This is a genomic window from Sinomonas sp. R1AF57 (genome assembly GCF_002224485.1).
GTDB lineage: Bacteria > Actinomycetota > Actinomycetes > Actinomycetales > Micrococcaceae > Sinomonas > Sinomonas flava.
This window is the reverse complement of sequence record NZ_CP022463.1, coordinates 747,579-763,502: the sequence shown is the minus strand read 5'-3', so window position 1 is coordinate 763,502 and position 15,924 is coordinate 747,579. Positions and strand designations below refer to the sequence as shown.

The 15,924-nt window shown below is 71.9% G+C and carries 14 protein-coding genes; 12 read left to right on the top strand and 2 right to left on the bottom strand.

All coding sequences use genetic code 11. The features are described from left to right. Positions 1-88: 88 nt before the first annotated feature. The 11 genes from CGQ25_RS03535 to CGQ25_RS03485 all read left to right on the top strand — a co-directional run bounded on the left by CGQ25_RS03535 (position 89) and on the right by CGQ25_RS03485 (position 10,319). Entirely contained in the window at positions 89-1,069 is a 981-nt protein-coding gene (locus CGQ25_RS03535) for an ABC transporter ATP-binding protein (protein WP_208711844.1), read from the top strand. Continuing rightward, positions 1,008-2,693: an ABC transporter permease gene (locus CGQ25_RS03530; RefSeq protein WP_208711843.1), complete on the top strand. Its 1,686-nt coding sequence runs from the start codon at positions 1,008-1,010 to the stop codon at positions 2,691-2,693. The genes CGQ25_RS03535 and CGQ25_RS03530 overlap by 62 nt, the downstream gene beginning before the upstream one ends. Then, on the top strand, positions 2,690-3,175 hold the full coding sequence (locus tag CGQ25_RS03525; RefSeq protein WP_255405543.1) for a GbsR/MarR family transcriptional regulator: 486 nt from the start codon (positions 2,690-2,692) through the stop codon (positions 3,173-3,175). The genes CGQ25_RS03530 and CGQ25_RS03525 overlap by 4 nt, the downstream gene beginning before the upstream one ends. 35 nt (positions 3,176-3,210) lie before the next feature. Next, positions 3,211-3,861, top strand: a complete 651-nt coding sequence (locus CGQ25_RS03520; protein ID WP_208711842.1) for an SDR family oxidoreductase — start codon at positions 3,211-3,213, stop codon at positions 3,859-3,861. 89 nt (positions 3,862-3,950) lie between these two features. Next, positions 3,951-4,379, top strand: a complete 429-nt coding sequence (locus CGQ25_RS03515) for a universal stress protein (RefSeq protein WP_208711841.1) — start codon at positions 3,951-3,953, stop codon at positions 4,377-4,379. Positions 4,380-4,447: 68 nt separating this feature from the next. Next, complete coding sequence (locus CGQ25_RS03510) at positions 4,448-4,759, top strand: hypothetical protein (RefSeq protein WP_208711840.1); 312 nt, start codon at positions 4,448-4,450, stop codon at positions 4,757-4,759. A 204-nt stretch (positions 4,760-4,963) separates the two neighbouring features. After that, positions 4,964-5,530 carry a dihydrofolate reductase family protein gene (locus CGQ25_RS03505; RefSeq protein WP_208711839.1) on the top strand — a complete coding sequence of 189 codons (567 nt, stop codon included), beginning with the start codon at positions 4,964-4,966 and terminating at the stop codon, positions 5,528-5,530. 102 nt (positions 5,531-5,632) lie between these two features. Continuing rightward, complete coding sequence (locus tag CGQ25_RS03500; protein WP_208711838.1) at positions 5,633-7,819, top strand: McrB family protein; 2,187 nt, start codon at positions 5,633-5,635, stop codon at positions 7,817-7,819. Further along, a complete protein-coding gene (locus tag CGQ25_RS03495; protein ID WP_208711837.1) occupies positions 7,816-8,997 on the top strand; it encodes a 5-methylcytosine-specific restriction endonuclease system specificity protein McrC in 1,182 nt (393 codons plus the stop codon). Before CGQ25_RS03500 ends, CGQ25_RS03495 begins: the two co-directional genes overlap by 4 nt. A gap of 78 nt (positions 8,998-9,075) precedes the next feature. Then, positions 9,076-9,435 (top strand): iron chaperone, encoded by a 360-nt coding sequence (locus tag CGQ25_RS03490; RefSeq protein ID WP_208711836.1) that lies wholly within the window; start codon positions 9,076-9,078, stop codon positions 9,433-9,435. A 179-nt stretch (positions 9,436-9,614) separates the two neighbouring features. After that, the gene (locus tag CGQ25_RS03485; RefSeq protein WP_208711835.1) at positions 9,615-10,319 is read left to right on the top strand and encodes a DNA alkylation repair protein; all 705 of its coding nucleotides are present in this window, start codon (positions 9,615-9,617) and stop codon (positions 10,317-10,319) included. A 35-nt stretch (positions 10,320-10,354) separates the two neighbouring features. On the opposite strand, the gene CGQ25_RS03480 is transcribed toward CGQ25_RS03485, so the two are convergent. Further along, entirely contained in the window at positions 10,355-11,101 is a 747-nt protein-coding gene (locus CGQ25_RS03480) for an HNH endonuclease family protein (RefSeq protein ID WP_208711834.1), read from the bottom strand. A 138-nt stretch (positions 11,102-11,239) separates the two neighbouring features. Next, a complete protein-coding gene (locus CGQ25_RS03475) occupies positions 11,240-12,061 on the bottom strand; it encodes a glycosidase (RefSeq protein ID WP_208711833.1) in 822 nt (273 codons plus the stop codon). 250 nt (positions 12,062-12,311) lie between these two features. Between CGQ25_RS03475 and CGQ25_RS03470 the strand changes: the two genes are divergently transcribed. After that, positions 12,312-15,863, top strand: a complete 3,552-nt coding sequence (locus CGQ25_RS03470; RefSeq protein WP_208711832.1) for a bifunctional RecB family nuclease/DEAD/DEAH box helicase — start codon at positions 12,312-12,314, stop codon at positions 15,861-15,863. Positions 15,864-15,924 lie beyond the last annotated feature (61 nt).

Sequence of the window (15,924 nt, the reverse complement as noted above, 5' to 3'; positions counted from 1 at the left end):
CGCCGCACAGGGGAACCCCGGACCCTTTGCGGATTCTTGATGCTTCCGAATCTTCAGAAAACAGTGAAGCAAGCGTACCGTCCCAACCATGGACACCGTCATCCAGACTGTCGAGCTCCACAAGCACTACGGCCGCGTCCACGCCCTCGACGGCCTCGACCTCGAGGTCTCCCGGGGCGAGATCCACGGCTTCCTCGGCCCCAACGGCGCAGGCAAGTCCACCACGCTGCGCGTCCTCCTCGGCCTTGCCCGCGCGACATCGGGCACCGCCCGGGTCTTCGGCAAGGACCCCTGGTCCGACGCGGTCGAGCTCCACCGCCGCGTCGCAAGCATCCCGGGCGACGTGAGCATCTGGCCCAACCTCTCCGGCGGCGAGGCGATCGACCTCATCTCCCGACTGCGCGGCGGCACTGCCGACCATGCCGCCTACAGGGCCCGCAAGAAGGAGCTCTGCGAGACCTTCGACTTCGACCCCACCAAGAAGGGGCGCGCCTACTCGAAGGGCAACCGCCAGAAGGTCGCCCTCATCGCCGCCCTCGCCACCGAGGCCGAGCTGTACCTGCTGGACGAGCCGACGAGCGGCCTCGACCCCCTCATGGAGGCGGTGTTCACGCGCGAGGTCCGCGCGCTCGCCGACCGCGGGGCCACGGTGCTCCTCTCGAGCCACATCCTCTCGGAGGTCGAGCAGCTCGCCGACCGGGTGAGCATCATCCGGTCCGGCAGGATCGTCGACGGCGGCACGCTCGCCTCGCTGAGGCACCTCACCCGCACCGAGATCTCCTTTGCAGCCGACCACATCGACACCGCCGCCCTCGCCGCACGCCCCGAGGTCCACGACCTCACAGTCGCCGAGGGCCGCGTGAAGTTCGGCGCGGACTCCGACCAGGTCGCCCGGCTCCTGCCCCTCCTCGGGAGCATGGCCGTCCAGGGCCTGCTCGTCTCTCCGCCGTCGCTCGAGGAGCTGTTCCTGCGCCACTACGGCGACACGACCGGCGCGGCGCCGCAGGATGAGCACGACGACGGCCGGTCGCCACGCCGGCATCGCGCGGCGACCCGAGCGGGAGCCTGAGATGGGCACGTTCCTCGCGCTGTACCGGCAGAGGCTGCGCCGTGACCGGTGGCAGCTCGTGAGCTGGGTCCTCGGCATCGGCGCCATGACCGTTTTCGCGGCCGCCGCGGTCGCGAAGACCTACGGCGACCTCGCCGAGCAGGCGGCGATCCTCAAGGTCGCCCTCGCGACGCCGGCCATCCTCGTCTTCCGCGGACTGGCCCGCGGGCCCGGCCTCGGCCCGTTCACGTTCTTCGAGATCTTCACCTTCCTCGCCCTGCTCGCCGGCTGGATGAGCACCTTCATGGCCGTCCGGCACTCCCGCGCCGAGGAGGAGAGCGGGCGGGCCGAGATGGTCTCCGCGACCCCTGCCAGCCGCATGCTCCCCTTGGCCGCCACCGTGCTGCACGGGCTCGTGGCGAATGCCCTCGCGGCGATCGTCGTCGCCCTCGGGTTCATCTCCGCGGGCCTCGACCCGGCCGGCTCGATCCTTGCGGGGGCGGCCACCGGCGCTGTCGGCGTCTCGTTCCTGGGCGTCGGGCTGCTCGCCGGCGAGTTCATGAGCACGTCGCGCGGCGCGAACGCCGTCTCGGCCTCCCTCGTGCTCGCCGCCTACCTCCTGCGGGGACTGGGCGACGCGGCCGGGACCCCTGGGGCGGACGGGATGACCATGACGGCGGGCTGGCCGAGCTGGGTCTCCCCCATCGGCTGGGGCCAGCAGACGTTCGCCTACACCGGGGACCGGTGGTGGCCGCTGGTGCTGCCGCTCGGCCTCGGGGCCCTGTGCGTCGCAGCCACCGCGCTGGTCATGGACCGCCGGGACGTCGGAGCCGCACTCCTCGCGGGACGCACCGGCCGCGCCGACGCCCATCCGACGCTCGGCGGTTCCTTCGCCCTCGCGGCCCGGCTCCAGATGGGTTCGATCATCGGCTGGTGCATCGGCGGCCTCGCCACGGGGCTCCTCACGGGCGGCCTCGGCTCGGCGGTCGATTCGATCACGGCCGCCAACGAGAACACGACGACGGCGCTGCGCAGGATGCTCGCGGCCCAGGGCGCCTCGACGTCCCAGCTCCTCGTCTCGGTCTTCTTCCTCCTCGCCGGCGTCCTCGCCGCGGCCTGCGCCCTGCAGGCCGTGATCCGGGCGCGGCAGGAGGAAGCGGGCGGCACCGGCCCGTGGCTCGTGTCCCAGCCGCTGGGACGCGTCCGGTGGTTCGCGGACTACCTGGGCCTGGGGAGCCTGACCATCGTCGCCGTGCTGCTCGTGACCGCGCTCGGTGCGTGGATCTCGCTCACCGCGTCCGGGGACACGTCGGCGGCGGCGGGAGACGTGTGGATGACCGCGCTCGACCAGGTCCCGGCGGCCCTGGTCTTCCTGTCCGTGCCCGCGCTCGTGTTCGTCGTATGGCCGCCGGCAACCATCCCGGCCGGCTGGACGATCCTGGGCGTCGCGGTGCTGCTCGGCGTGTTCGGCGGGCTGATCGGCGTCGACGAATCCGTCCGCGACATCTCGCCGTTCGCGCACACCCCCGTCCCGGGGCCGGGAGGCACCGACTGGACGGGGGGCTTCTGGATGCTCGGCATCTCGGTGGCCGCCGCGGCCGCCGCGCTCGCCCTCATGCGCCGCCGCGAGGTGGGTTCCGCGTGACGCCCCCGCATACGCCCCCGCTGGCGCGGATCCCGCCGAGCGCCGAGACCTCGGCCGCCGTCATGACCGCAGCCGGCTTCCCGAAGATGCCGGCGCGGGCGCTGATGGCACTCCTGGCCTCCGAGGAGGGCGCGCTCACCGCGACCGAGCTCGGGGAGGCCCTGGGTGCGAGTCCCGCGGCGGTCTCCGGCGCCGTCAGGTACCTCCAGCAGGTCGGCTTCATCCACCGCGTCTCCCAGCCGGGCAGCCGCCGCGACCGCTACGAGCTGCCAGAGGACGCGTGGTACGTCGCGAGCATGCGCCAGAACCCCGTGTACGAGAAGCTCGCCGGCCTCTCGACCGCGATGGCCAGCGAGCTGCCCGAGGGCTCCGCCGCCCGGTCGCGCGTGGAGGACATGGCGCACTTCTACCGCTTCCTCGTGGAGCGCATGCCCCGTCTCATGGACGAGTGGGAGGCCGAACGGGCGGCCGCCTCCGGGTAGCCTAGGCACCGCAGACGCCTAGGTTAGGAGCACGCATGTCCCGAATCGCGATCATCGGCGGCCACGGCAAGGTCGCCCTCCTCCTCGCGCCGCTGCTCGTGGGCCGCGGCGACGAGGTCACCTCCGTGGTGCGCAACCCCGAGCACGTCGCAGACGTCGAGGCCACGGGCGCGAGCGCGGTGGTCGCCGACGTCGAGCAGCTCGACACGAAGGCGATCGCCGAGCTCCTGGCCGGGCACGACGCCGTTGTGTGGTCTGCCGGGGCCGGCGGCGGGAATCCCGCCCGCACGCGCGCCGTCGACCGCGATGCGGCGATCCGCTCGATGGACGCAGCCGCCGCCGCGGGCGTGCCTCGGTACATCATGGTGTCGTACCTCGGCGCGCGCCCGGACCACGGCATCGCGGAGGACAACCCGTTCTTCCACTACGCCGAGGCGAAGGCCGCGGCCGACGAGCACCTGCGCGGCACCACCCTGGACTGGACGATCCTCGGCCCCTCCGCGCTGACCCTCGAGCCGGGAACGGGCAGGATCGACCTCGCGGACCATACCGAGTCCGGGAGCGTGAGCCGGGAGGACGTCGCCGCCGTCGTGGCCGCCGCCCTCCGCGAGCCGCGCACCGTGCGGGAATTCGTGGGCTTCAACCAGGGCCAGACGCCGATCGCGGAGGCGCTCGCCTCCCTCTGAGCGGGGCGCCCGGGCCCGGCGGAGGCCGGCCGGTACTGTGGGGACAGGTGCCGGCAGGCACACCCAGCAGACCACAAGGGGGCTCAGCAATGACCGGACCCATCATCGTCGGCGTCGACGGCAGCATCACGGCAGAGAAGGCGGCCGAGGCGGCCCGCGACCTCGCACGCGCCCTCGACGCCCCGCTCCACGTGATGTGCGCCTTCGAGAGGGACCGCACCGAGGTCATGGGCAGCGGCAGCGACACGTGGATCATGTCCGACGCCGAGACGGCGGTCGGCATCGCGAAGAACGTCGCGCTCGGCCTCGAGGCGCCCGGCCTCACGGTCACGTACAGCGCCGGTCGCGGCAAGCCCGCCGAGGCCCTCGTGGCGGAGGCCGAGCGGCTCGCGGCCCACATGATCGTGGTCGGAAACCGCCGCATGCAGGGGCTCGGCCGGGTCCTGGGGAGCGTCGCCAGCTCGGTCGCGCACAACGCGCCCTGCGATGTCTACATCGTCAAGACCGTCGGCGAGTAGGCGTCATCCACAGCCCACGCCGGGCGTGTGACAAGCGGGCGGCGTGGCCCTGTGATAGGCGTAGAGGCATGCAGGGCACGGAACACAAATACGAGCATGTCGTCACCTCCCAGCCGGTCAACGAGTCTGACCGCGGCTCCGAGGTACTCCGCATTCCCACGAGCGCGCTCCCGGCCTTCCCGGTGGGACCGGGGGTCGTGAAGGTCTCCGTCGACGGCGCGGTCCGGTCGGTGCTGTGGAGCCCGCGCAGCAACGAGCGGCGCTCCGGCACGCTCGCGGTCGGCAACGACGTCATGAGCTCGCTCCCCGCGTCCGAGCCGGTCAAGATCGGCGTCAAGGGCGACGTGTTCCACCTGCTCGTTCCCTGCCCCACCGCCTGAGCCCGCAGCCTCCCCCACCCGGCAGCAGAAATGTCGGACCCGTCTGGTTCGCTGTGAGTGCAGGCCGGGCGGCGAGCCCGGTCTGCGCCACAATCCGCCGCCCCGGGACAGGAGGCGGCGCGTGGAGCGCACTGCCCGGGACGGCTGACATGGGGGGCCGCCCCGGGCATTGCCGCGTCCGCAGGGTGCGGGGACAGTAGACCCATGGGCCGGCTCCTCTACATGAACCTCATGTCCCTCGACGGCTACATCAGCGACCGCGGCGGACGCTTCGACTGGGCCATGCCCGACGAGGAAGTCCACGCCGCGGTCAACGACCTCGCCCGGCCCGTAGGGACCTACCTCTATGGACGCCGGCTGCACGAGGTGATGCGCGTCTGGGACGACCCGGGGTTCGCAGCCGGCGAGCCCGGCGTCGTGCGCGACTTCTCCGAGATCTGGCGCGCCGCGGACAAGATCGTCTACTCCACCACACTCACGGGCGTCGACACAGCGCGCTCCACCCTCGAGCGCCGCTTCGAGCCCGAGGCCGTCCGGCGGCTCAAGGCACGCACGACGGCGGACCTCGCCATCGGCGGCCCCGGCCTGGCCGCGCCGGGGTTCTCCGCGGGCCTCGTGGACGAGGTGCACCTGTTCGTGGCGCCCGTCGCGGTGGGCGGCGGGACCCCGGCACTGCCGGACGCCCGGATGGACCTCGACCTCACCGCAGAGCGGCGGATCGGGCGCTTCGTGTACCTCTCCTACACCGTCCGGCAGGCGTCCCGCGAGTAGCCCCCAGACCCCTCCGAACCGGTCACCTAGCGTTCACGAGAACATGATCTAATGCTCTGGTGCCGTGGACGCGGCGCGGTGCGCAGGAGGCAGGGTCAGTCAATGGTGGAAGCGGTCATCCCCGAGGGTCAGTACTGGTTCGTCGGAGCCTTCTACTCGGATCGTGACCCCCAAGACCAGTCCGACCGCTTCGTCTCGGAGGGCATCTGGGAGAACGGCTTCGAGGACCGCTACCTGGACACCGTGAAGTCCATGAAGGTGGGCGACCAGATCGCGCTCAAGTCCACCTACGTGCGCAAGAAGGGCCTCCCGTTCGACCCGCGCGGCCACGCCGTCTCGGTCATGGCGATCAAGGCAGTCGGCGTGATCACGGCGAACCCGGGCGACGGCCGGAAGGTCGGCGTCGAGTGGAAGCGCCTTGACCGGCCCCGCGAGTGGTACTTCTACACCGGGCGCCACACCATCTGGAAGGTCACCCCTAGCCACTGGATGCGCGAGGCGCTGCTGCGCTTCACCTTCCTGGACGAGCCGCAGGACACCGACCGGTTCCGCAACGACCCAGCATGGGCCAAGCGCTTCGGCGACCTGGACCCGAAGCCCGAGCAGCGCTTCGAGTGGACAGCGTTCTACGAGGCCATGGCCACGGCTCTCCTCGACTTCCGCGGCCGCCGGGGCGAACTGCTCGCCCACCTGCGCGAGATGCAGGAGCGGCACGAGGAGCTCGGCTTCCTCATGGACCGCGACTGGCGCGACAACCCGGTGCCGCTCAAGGACATCTGCCCGTTCACGGTCATGGGCACCTTCAACCGCGGCACGACCACGGCCAAGCGCACCGAGATCGCGGCGGACTGGGCCGAGTTCCTCGGCGTCACCGTCGCGGTGCCGACGAGCTTCGACGGCATCCCCCTCCTGAACAACCAGAACTCGTGGTTCTTCCCGCCCGCGGGGACGCGGCTGAAGGACGACATCGACAGCCTCTGGGACGTGTTCGAGGCCGCGCTCGCCGTGGCCGACTCGAGCGAGGACCACGAGCGCTTCCGCCTCGCCGCCGCGTACGACCGCGCGCGGGAGATCTACCGGGTCGGCACCAAGCTGACGATGGGCCTGTTCTGGGTCCGGCCCTGGAACTTCCTGCCGCTGGACGGCCGCTCGCGCCAGTACCTCAAGAGCGAACTCATGCTCGACCAGGACTTCTTCACGGCCGACGGCGCCGCGTACGTCATGCTGCTGGACACGCTCGCCTCCAAGTTCGAGGATCCGCAGTTCGCGGTCCACTCCTTCCCCGAGCTGTCCTGGACGGCGTACCTCGAGCGGGACGGGCGCCGCGCCCACGCTGAGTCCGACGCCGAGGAGGTCCCGGAGCCCGAGGACGATCCGACGCCCGTCTCCCCACAGGCCAGCTACTCGGTGCGGGACATCATCGCCGACGGCTGCTTCCTGGACGAGTCCGCGCTCAACGGGTACCTGTCCCGGTGGCGCTCGAAGAAGAACCTCATCCTCCAGGGCCCTCCGGGCACCGGCAAGACCTGGCTCGCGCGCCGGCTCGCGTACGCGCTCATCGGCACCCGCGACAACAAGTCCGCGCTACGCGCCACGCAGTTCCACCCGAACTCCAGCTACGAGGACTTCGTGCGCGGCTGGCGCCCCGGCTCGGACGGAAAGCTGACCCTGGTGGACGGCCCGTTCCTCGAGATGGTCGAGCGCGCGAACGCCAACCCGGACGTCCCCCACGTCATGCTCATCGAGGAGATCAACCGCGGCAATCCGGTCCAGGTCTTCGGCGAGCTCCTGACCCTCATCGAGGCCGGCAAGCGCTCCCCCCGCGAGTCCCTCCAGCTGGCCTACCCGCGCACGACCACCGAGAGCGTGTTCGTGCCGAGCAACCTGTACATCATCGGCACCATGAACCTGGCCGACCGGTCCCTGGCGATCATGGACCTCGCCTTCCGCCGCCGCTTCGCCTTCATCTCCCTCGAGCCGAACGTGAACGACGCCTGGGAGTCGTGGATGTCGGCCCGGCACGGCGTCGAGACGAAGGACCTCGAGCTCGTGCGCCACCGCTTCGAGGCGCTCAACGCGCGGATCTCCGAGGACCCGACCCTCGGTTCCGAATTCCGGCTCGGCCACTCCTTCGTCACGCCTCCCGCCGAGGAGCGGGTCTCCTCCTTCGCCGACTGGTTCCGCGGCGTCGTGGACACCGAGATCGTGCCGACGCTCGAGGAGTACTGGTTCGACGACGCGACGAAGTCCGAGGCCGCTTCCGCCGCCCTCCTCGAAGGGCTCGAGTGACGCCGGTCCCCCCGACGGGCGGCGACACCGGCGAGGGTGAGGGTCCTGCCGCCACGGAGGAGCCCACGACGCCGGCGGACGGCACCGTCGTCGTCGCCCGTGGGGTGCGCATCCCCGTGCGCAACGTGTGGCTCCTGCTGCTCTACGCCTCGGAGTTCTACCAGCTGGGGCCCGAGGCGTTCGACGGCATCGAGGAGTACCCGGAGAAGCTCCCGGAGCTGCTCGCCGAGATCCTCGTGGCGAGCACCGAGGCACGCCTGAGGCGACCGCTCACGCCGTCGTTCGCCAAGACCACGCGGGACCTCGCCCGGGTCCGCGGCGGCATCGACACCCTGCGCACAGAGAGCCACCAGCTCCTCTCGCGCGGACTCGTCGCCTGCCGCTTCGAGGAGCTCACCGTGGACACGCCGCGGAACCGGCTCATCCGCACGGCGCTGGACTCGATCGCCCGCCTGTGCGGCGACGAGGAGCTGGCCCGGCGCTGCCTCGGGCAGTCGCAGCGGCTGGCGCACCTCGGCGTCGGCACGCTCGACCTGCGGGCGGGCCAGCGGGACGCCGAAGTGCGGCTCACACGCAACGACCAGCAGGACCGCTCGGTGCTCCTCGCGGCCAGGCTCGCGCTCCAGCTCCAGCTCCCCTTCGGACGCACCAACCCCGGACACGGCCGCGGGGCCCTCGACGAACGGCAGTTCCGCCACCTCTTCGAACGCGCCGTCGGCGGCTTCTACTCGGTGCACGGCCGCCCGCGCGGCTGGACGGTGCAGCGGGGGCGCAAGGTCGGCTGGAACGCTGTCGGCGCCACCCCGGGCATGGCCGCCGTCCTGCCGCACATGGTCACCGACGTGTGGATCGACGCCCCGACGCTGGGACGCCGGCTCATCGTCGACACCAAGTTCACCGCCGCGCTCACACCCGGCCGGTTCGCGCGCGAGACCCTCAGCTCGGGCCACCTCTACCAGCTCTACACCTACGTCCGCGAGCAGGAATCGGCCGCCGACGCGTCCTCCCTCGGGGCCGGCGGCCTGCTGCTGTACCCCTCGACGGGGGCGCACCTGAACGAGTCGTTCGTGACCGCCGGGCACCGGCTCGGTGCGGCGACCGTGGACCTCTCGGTCGCCTCGGTCGACGTCCGGAACCAGCTCATCGCGGCGGTGGAGCCCTACCTCGGCGCCCGCTGAGGCGGGGCATCCCGGCCTTCCCCGCGGCAGACTCCCCACCCTCTGGGCGCCGCCACCCGCCGGTGCGAGGATGGGCGCATGGGCGAGGTCACGGACTACCTGGCAACCCTCGACGGGCCCGACGGCGAGGCGGTCAGGCGCGTGTACGCCGTGGCCCGCGGGCTGGCCCCCGAGGCCGAGGAGGGGCGGAGCTACGGCATGGCCGCGCTGCTCCTGCACGGCAAGGGCTACGCGAGCGCGGTCGTGGCCAAGCAGCACCTCTCGCTCTTCCCGTTCAGCGGCCAGATCCTGCCCGGCCTCGCGGACCGGCTCGGCGGCTTCGACTGGGCCAAAGGCACGCTGCGGTTCAGCGCCGACCACCAGGTCCCCGAGGACCTGCTCCGGACCATCTTCGCCGCACGGATCTCCGAGATCGAGTCGTCGATGAGGAAGCGCTGACCGCACTCACCCGCCGCCCACGTCGGCGCGGAGGTCGAAGCCGAACGCGATGGTCACCTCGTCGCTCCTTTTGTCCAACAGAATGAAGAAATCGTGCGCCTGCCCGCCGCAACCCTATCCAGAGTTCTTTGTACGCGTTACGCTCGAATCGAGTTCGGTGTTCGGCCTGGGGGTGGGCAATGGTTGCCGGGACGGTGACCGCCAGCGGGTTCCTGGCGGCGCTGGAAGCTCTGAGTTCCGATGTCGAGCTCAGGAAGTACAAGCGTGCGTTCCCGCTGGCCCGGAGCGGCCGGGACCGTTTCCTCGGGGTCCGCATGGGAAGCGTCTTCGAACTCGCGCAGGCGTCCGCGGACATGCCCCTTCGGGAGGTCGAGCTCCTGCTCGACAGCCCGTGGCACGAGGCCCGCGCCGGGGCGGTGAGCATCATGGACTTCCAGGCGCGGCGACGCACCACGTCCCCGGAGCGCAGGAAGGAGCTCTACGAGCTCTACCTCCGTAGGCACGACCGCATCAACTCATGGGACCTCGTGGACCGGGCCGCGATCCACGTCGTCGGCGGGTATCTCGCGGACAGGTCCCGCGAGCCGCTCTACGCGCTCGCCCGCTCGGAGGCTGCCCACGAACGTCGCACCGCCATCGTCTCGACCATGTACTTCCTCGGAGCGGGAGAGACGACGGACCTGTTCGCGATCGCCAAGCTCCTGGCCCAGGACCCGGACGAATCGGTGCAGAAGGCCACGGGGTGGGCCCTGCGTACGGCGGGGACCCCGGCGCTTGAGGACTTCCTTGATTCCTGGGCCCCGAGGATGGCGCGCACCGCGCTCCGCTACGCGGTCGAAAAGCTGCCCAAGGGCGCCAGGGAACGGTACCTCAAGGCCTCGTAGCCCCTGGCTCTCGTCAGCCCGGTCCGGCTGCGCTGTCAGGCCGCCCGGCAGGCCGCGAGCAGCTCCCCCGCCTTGTCGTGCTCGGCCTGAGTCATCCACAGGCCGTACTCCGCCTTCACGGCGACGACCGCCACGGCATACTCGCAGCGGAAGGGCTTGTTCGGGGGCAGCCAGGTGGCGAGGTCGCCGTCGCCCTTCTCCTGGTTCGCAGCGCCGTCGGCTGCCCTGAGGTTGGCCGGGTCGTTGGCGAACTCGAGGCGCTTCTGGGCCGGCCACTGCTGGGCGCCCTTCTGCCAGGCGTCCGAGAGCGGCACGACGTGGTCGATCTGGACGTCCGCCGAGCGCTCCCCGCGCTGGAACTCGATGTCCCGGCCCGTGTAGGGGTCGTGCAGCGTCCCGGAGAGCACCGTGCAGTCGCGCGTCCCGGGCTTGAAGGTGGGTGCCACGAGGTCGCGCGCGAGGATGTCGTTCCTCGTGTCGCAGCCGTTGCGGTCGGTGTCCGCCCAGGCCTGCCCGAACTGCTCGCGCGTGTACCCGGTCTTGGGCGCGCGTCCCTTCACCGGGATCTGGGCGAGCGCAGTCTTTGCCGACTCGAGCTGCGCCGCGGGGACGCTGCCGACCTGCTGCTGCGCCCAGGGAGCCGGCGAGGACACGCCGGGGACCTCGACGAGGCCCACGAGCCACGCGAGCACGGCGAAGGCCGCGGCAGCCAGAGCCGCGGAACCGGCGACCCCCGAACGGCGCCTGCGGCGCGGCGCCGCCTTGGACTGTCGTTGCAGCATGCTTCCCCCTGATCACGGCGTCTGGTTCGACCCTAGGGGAGGCCGCCGACAATCCTCCACGCGCCCTTGCCCCATGTGGACAGAGAGCGGGCCGGGACTGCGCGTGCAGCCCCGGCCCGTCGCCGTCGCGACTCCCGGTCAGGAGAAGGCGATGTCCTTGGTGGAGTGGTCGTACGCGATGGTGACCGGGCCGCCGTCGTGCGCGAGCTCATGGTTCGCGCCGTTGAACGCGCCGAACGCGCCGTAGTTCTCGTCCCACGAGCGGTTGATCGCGATCTTGAAGGCGTAGTGGCCAGCCGGGAGGTCCACGGTGCGGACCCACACGCGCGAGGACGCATCGAGCCCCATCTGGACCTCGTCGGGCTGGGGCGTCCAGTCCTCCTCGGCGCCGAGGTGCTTGGCGAAGTCGCCGGCGATCGCAACGGCGTGGGGCTGGTCGAGATCGGCGATGGCGACGGCTTCGGCCTCGTGCGCCGCCTCGGAGATCTCCTCGGCAGCCGGCAGGGCCTGGGGGGTCACGAGCTCGGTGTCCTCCTTCGCGGCGGCCTTCGCGGTCGCCTTGCGGACACGCTTCTTCGGCGCCGGGGGCGCGGTGGGCACGGGGATGTCCGCCGGGACCGGCGTCCCGGCGGCGAGGGCCTCGGCGAGGGCCGTCGCTGTGGGGAAGGCGACCGTTGCCCGCAGGCCGTCCTCGGTGATGGACCAGCCGCTGCGGCCCTTGACCATCCACCCCGCCTTGACCAGCTTCGCCGTCGCCGTGGTCAGCGCCTTGTGGCCCCGCGGGATGCCGCCCGAGAGGAGGAAGGCCTCGTGCTCGTCGAACGGAACGGCCTCGACCGCGCCGGCCAGGACGGCGCGCGCGTCGACGGTCTCGTCAGCCCATGCTGCCTCCGCCAGGCCGTCGAGTACGGCCTTGAGCCGGAGATCGAGCTTCTCTACCGCGTTCGCGTTCCTCGCCATTGCTACCTCTCATTGCTTCGCATCCATCGGGTGCGGTCCCCTGCGAGCCTACCGCGGGCACCGCTTCCCATGCTGTCTCGTTACTGGCCGGTCGCCATGCAGGTGACCGAGTGTGACGTGCCGTACACCCACGCCTCCCACCACCTTGTCGTGGTTTGGTTTCCTGCGGGTTACGCCCACACGACGGACTGGTCGCGGACCCCGCCGTCGCCCCTCGAGAAATGTCGGAGGGCTGTGCTGTGCTGGACCCATGTTCTTCCTCGAGGGCGCCTTCGTCTTCTCGGCTTCGGACATCGTCACAGCCTCGGAGTGCGAGTTCGCGCTCCTGCGGCAGCTCGACGAGAAGCTCGGGCGCGCCCCCGTGCTCACCGTCGAGGACCCGATGCGGGAACGGGCCGCCCAGCTCGGCGACGTCCACGAGCAGGACGTCCTCCAAGCCTACAGGGAACGCTTCGGCCTCTGGACGCCGGGCCGCGCGGGCGGGGTCGCGGAAATCGAGCCGGCGTCCGCGATGACGCGGCAAGCCCTGACCGCCAAGCACGCAGAGTCGATGGCAGCGCTCGAGGGGGGCGCCGACGTCGTGTTCCAGGCCAGCTTCTTCGACGGCGAGTTCCACGGCCGCGCAGACTTCATCGTCCGCACCGCGCGCGGGGACTACGCGGTGCAGGACTCGAAGCTTGCCCGGCGCGCGAAGGCCACGGCCCTGCTGCAGCTCGCGGCCTACGGCGATCAGCTCGTCCGGGCCGGACACCCTCCCGCCGATGAGGCCACCCTGATCCTCGGCACGGGCGAACACCAGTCATTCAGCCTCACCGACCTCATGCCCGCCTTCCGGGAGCGGCGCGCGCGGCTCCGCGACCTCGCCGCCGCCCACCTCTCGCAGGAGTCCGCCGCGGAGTGGGACGAGCCCGGCGTGCACGCCTGCGGCCGGTGCGACTACTGCTCTGTCCAGGTCCAGGAACACCGGGACCTCTTCCTGACCGCCGGGATGTCCGCCCCGCGCCGGCGGGCACTGCGGGACCTGGGTGTCCGCACGATCGACGGGCTCGCGGCGCTCGACCCCCCGGCGGGGGACGCGACGCTCGCGCGGCTCGTCGCGCAGGCGCGGCTGCAGACAGGCGTGGCGACCGGCGACGGCGGGGCGCTCGCCCCCGCGCACGGAGACTCCCCCGAGCATTGGGTCGCCTACGAGGTGCTCCCGGACCACCGACTCGGTGCCATCCCGCCGCCATCCCCTGGAGACGTCTTCTTCGACTTCGAGGGCGACCCACTCTGGTTCGACAGGACGTCGCGGACGTGGGGGTTGGAGTACCTGTTCGGCATCGTCGAGGCGCCAGGACCCGGGGCCGCCGCTGAGTACCGGGCCTTCACCGCGCACACGCTGTCCGAGGAGCGGCAGGCCCTCATCGACTTTGTCGACTACATCCAGCGGCGCCGGGGGCAGCACCCCGGGCTGCACGTCTACCACTACGCCGCGTACGAGAAGGCGGCCCTGCGCAAGCTCTCGGTGCGCCACGGCGTGTGCGAGGCCGAGATCGACTCCTGGCTGCGTGAAGGCCTGCTCGTGGACCTCTACCAGTCCGTCCGGCAGGGGATCCGGATCTCGGAGCGCTCCTACTCCATCAAGAAGCTCGAGCCGCTGTACATGGGCGGGGACCTGCGGACCGCCGAACTGCAGGGTGGCGCCGCCTCGGTGGAGATGTACGCACGGTTCACGGCCGCCCGCGAAGGCGGGGACCCGGCCGAGGCGGAGAGGCTCATGGACGCGATCCTCGAGTACAACCGCGACGACTGCGTCTCCACCCTGCGGCTGTGCGAGTGGCTGCGCGCACTCGCCGCCGCCCATCCCTCCACCGCGCGGATTCCGACGCGCGAGCGGCCCACTCCCCCTCCGCCGGAACCCGTGGACGCCGCCGAGGCCGAGCTTGCCGCCTTCGTGGGGCGGCGGCGCGCGGCCCGCGCTGAGGGCGGACCGGTTCCCGCTCGGGAGGCTGCGGACGACGACGCGCTGGGACTTCTCGCCGCTGCCGTGCGGTACCACCCCCGCGAGCGCAAGGCGTACTGGTGGGCGCACTTCGACCGGCTTGAGAGGCCCCTCGCGTCGCTCGAGTCCGTGCGCGACGCGTTCCTCGTCGACCGGGTCGAGATCCTCCGCGACTGGGAGCCCGACGGGCGCAGCCATGCCCGCGCCCTGCGCCTCATCGGGCTCGCCACCCCCGGCTCGGACTTCCGCGAGGGAAGCACGTGGTTCCGGGAGTTCGAGCCGCCCCTGCCGGAGGGGCTCGCCGCGACCGATGCCCTGGGGCTCGGCCGCAACGGGCTGTTCGGCACGAGGGTCCTGGGTGTGGGGATGGAGGACGGCGAGGACGTGCTCCAGGTGCTCGAAAGGTCCACCGCGAAGGTGCCGCCGTACCCCAACCTGCCCGTCGCGCTCACCGAGGATGCGCCGGTCAGGACAGCATCCATCGAGGCAGCGCAGCGTGAGGTGGCCCGCGCCGCCGCGGACGCGCTGCCCGGCATGCTCGCCCAGCCGGCGGTCGACCTCCTGCGACGCGTCCCGCCCCGGACCCTGGACGGGGTGCCGCTGCCGGCACCGCCACCGTCTGCCGATGGCATGGCGGAGTCCATCGAGGCGGCGCTCCGGTCCCTCGACCGCTCCTATCTGGCCGTCCAGGGGCCCCCAGGCAGCGGCAAGACCCATCTGGGCGGCCGGGTGATCGCCCGGCTCGTCTCCTCGGGATGGAAGGTCGGGGTGGTCGGCAGCTCGCATGCCGTCGTGGAGAACCTGCTCGTGCGGGCCGTGGGAGCCGGGGTCCCCCCAGGGCGCGTCGCGAAGAAGGCCAATCCATGGCCCGGGCCGTCGGCTTCACCCGCGGCGTGGCCCGAGGAGAACCAGCGGGAGGGTTCGGTCGCCGCGCTCGTGTCCGCGCCCGGCGGCTGCCTGGTGGGTGGCACGGCGTGGCAGCTCACCGGTCCCGAAGTCCCGGCCGATTCGCTCGATCTGGTCGTCGTGGACGAGGCGGGCCAGTTCTCCCTCGCCGACACCGTCGCCGTGAGCCGGGCGGCGCCGCGCCTGCTCCTCCTCGGCGACCCGCAGCAGCTCCCTCAGGTCAGCCAGGGCCAGCACCCGGAACCGGTCAATGACTCCGCCCTCGGCTGGCTCGCCGCGGGCGCCCGGGTCCTCCCGGCCGCGTTCGGGTACTTCCTTCCGGAGTCCTGGCGGATGGCGCCGCCGCTGTGCGCCGCCGTCTCCCGGCTCTCCTACGCCGGGCGGCTGCACTCCGCGCCGGTTGCCGCGGCGCGCCGTCTGGACGGCGCGGCGGCGGGAGTAGAGACGGTCATGGTCGACCACGCGGGCAATGCGACGTGCTCCATCGAGGAGGCCGAGGAGGCGGTCCGCCAGGTCCTCGCCCACGTGGGCCTCGTCTGGCACGACGAGTCGGGCTCCCGGGCCCTGACGGACGCCGACGTCCTCGTCGTCGCCCCGTACAACGCGCAGGTCAACCTGATCCGGGAGCGGCTCGCAGCTGCCGGCGCCGGAGACGTCAGGGTGGGCACGGTCGACAGGTTCCAGGGGCAGGAGGCCGTCGTCGTGATCGTTTCCATGGCCTGCTCGTCCCCCCGCGAGGCGCCGCGGGGCCTGGACTTCCTGCTCAACCGCAACCGAGTCAACGTGGCGGTCTCGCGTGCGAAGTGGCGGGCCGTCATCGTGCGCTCGCCGCAGCTCACGGCGGCGCTCCCCCGACGGACGGCGGCGCTCGAGGAGCTGGGGGCGTTCATCGGACTCTGCAGCGGCGCCTGACGCCTGACGGCCCCGACCTGGAGACGCCTGCGGGGCACGGGAACCCCTTCCCGTGCCCCGC

Coding starts and splice junctions, on each gene's coding strand:
- CGQ25_RS03515 (WP_208711841.1), top strand. CDS start 3,951: ATGACCGGACCCATCATCGTCGGCGTCGACGGCAGCATCACGGCAGAG.
- CGQ25_RS03490 (WP_208711836.1), top strand. CDS start 9,076: ATGGGCGAGGTCACGGACTACCTGGCAACCCTCGACGGGCCCGACGGC.
- CGQ25_RS03535 (WP_208711844.1), top strand. CDS start 89: ATGGACACCGTCATCCAGACTGTCGAGCTCCACAAGCACTACGGCCGC.
- CGQ25_RS03510 (WP_208711840.1), top strand. CDS start 4,448: ATGCAGGGCACGGAACACAAATACGAGCATGTCGTCACCTCCCAGCCG.
- CGQ25_RS03500 (WP_208711838.1), top strand. CDS start 5,633: ATGGTGGAAGCGGTCATCCCCGAGGGTCAGTACTGGTTCGTCGGAGCC.
- CGQ25_RS03475 (WP_208711833.1), bottom strand. CDS start 12,061: ATGGCGAGGAACGCGAACGCGGTAGAGAAGCTCGATCTCCGGCTCAAG.
- CGQ25_RS03480 (WP_208711834.1), bottom strand. CDS start 11,101: ATGCTGCAACGACAGTCCAAGGCGGCGCCGCGCCGCAGGCGCCGTTCG.
- CGQ25_RS03530 (WP_208711843.1), top strand. CDS start 1,008: ATGAGCACGACGACGGCCGGTCGCCACGCCGGCATCGCGCGGCGACCC.
- CGQ25_RS03520 (WP_208711842.1), top strand. CDS start 3,211: ATGTCCCGAATCGCGATCATCGGCGGCCACGGCAAGGTCGCCCTCCTC.
- CGQ25_RS03485 (WP_208711835.1), top strand. CDS start 9,615: ATGGTTGCCGGGACGGTGACCGCCAGCGGGTTCCTGGCGGCGCTGGAA.
- CGQ25_RS03470 (WP_208711832.1), top strand. CDS start 12,312: ATGTTCTTCCTCGAGGGCGCCTTCGTCTTCTCGGCTTCGGACATCGTC.
- CGQ25_RS03505 (WP_208711839.1), top strand. CDS start 4,964: ATGGGCCGGCTCCTCTACATGAACCTCATGTCCCTCGACGGCTACATC.